The following is a 1,365-nucleotide window of genomic DNA, read 5'->3' as shown; positions in this document are numbered from 1 at the left end:
TTAACTTACTCCGTAACTGACGAAAATGGCTGCACCGGAGAAACGACCGTCAGTGTTATTGTAAATTCCATTCCTCAACCCGAAATTATGAATACTGAACTTTCTTTTTGCGAAGACAGCGATCCGGTTCTTATCGAAGCAATTCCGGATGGCGGAGTTCTTTCCGGAACCGGTGTTTCGGGAGCTTATTTCTACCCAGCTGTCGCCGGAACGGGAACTCATCTTCTGACCTATACCGTAACGGATGAAAATGATTGCATTGGATCCACAGATTTTCAATTAATTGTCGATTCTGTGCTTCACTCCGAAATCCTCAATACTGAACTTTCTTTTTGTGAAGACAGCGATCCGGTTCTCATCGAAGCTGTTCCCGAAGGAGGGATACTTTCAGGAACTGGTGTTTCAGGAACTTACTTTTTCCCTGCTGTTGCCGGAGCAGGAACTCATACTTTAACTTACTCCTTAACTGACGAAAATGGCTGCACCGGAGAAACCACAGTCAGTATTGTTGTAAATTCCATTCCTCAACCCGAAATTCTGAATACTGAACTTTCTTTTTGTGAAGACAGCGATCCGGTCCTCATCGAAGCTATTCCCGAGGGCGGAGTACTTTCCGGAACCGGTGTTTCAGGAACTTACTTTTTCCCTGCTGTCGCCGGAGTAGGAACTCATCTTTTAACTTATACCCTAACCGATGCCAACGGCTGCACCGGAGAAACCACGGTCAGTGTTATTGTAAATCCCATTCCTCAACCCGAAATTCTGAATACTGAACTTTCCTTTTGCGAAGACAGCGATCCGGTTCTTATCGAAGCAATTCCGGATGGCGGAGTTCTTTCAGGAACAGGTGTTTCAGGACTTTACTTCGATCCTTCAGTCGCCGGAACGGGAACTCATCTTTTAACTTATACTGTAACCGATTACAACGGCTGCACCGGAGAAACCACGGTCAGTGTTGTGGTAAATTCCATTCCTCAACCCGAAATCCTCAATACTGAGCTTTCTTTTTGCGAAGACAGCGATCCGGTTCTCATCGAAGCTGTTCCCGAGGGCGGAGTTCTTTCCGGAACCGGTGTTTCAGGACTTTACTTCGATCCTTCAGTCGCCGGAGCAGGAATTCATACCTTAACTTACTCCGTAACTGACGAAAATGGCTGCACCGGAGAAACGACCGTCAATATTGTGGTAAATTCCATTCCTCAACCCGAAATTCTGAATACTGAACTTTCTTTTTGTGAAGACAGCGATCCGGTTCTCATCGAAGCAATTCCGGATGGCGGAGTTCTTTCGGGAACAGGTGTTTCAGGAACTTACTTCTACCCAGCTGTCGCCGGAGTAGGAACTCATCTTTTAACTTATACCCTA

At 46.1% G+C, this 1,365-nt stretch carries 1 protein-coding gene; it reads left to right on the top strand.

Features of this window, described 5'->3' with window-relative positions; genetic code table 11:
- Positions 1-87 precede the first annotated feature (87 nt).
- The coding region (locus MR764_RS15215; protein ID WP_247980297.1) for a hypothetical protein at positions 88-1,365 on the top strand (1,278 nt) is incomplete at its 3' end.

Origin of the sequence: Maribellus sp. YY47, assembly GCF_023111095.1 — a bacterium.
In the GTDB taxonomy this organism is placed as follows: Bacteria; Bacteroidota; Bacteroidia; order Bacteroidales; family Prolixibacteraceae; genus Draconibacterium.
Note: the sequence above shows the minus strand (reverse complement) of the source record. Positions and strands in the feature narration are given on the sequence as shown.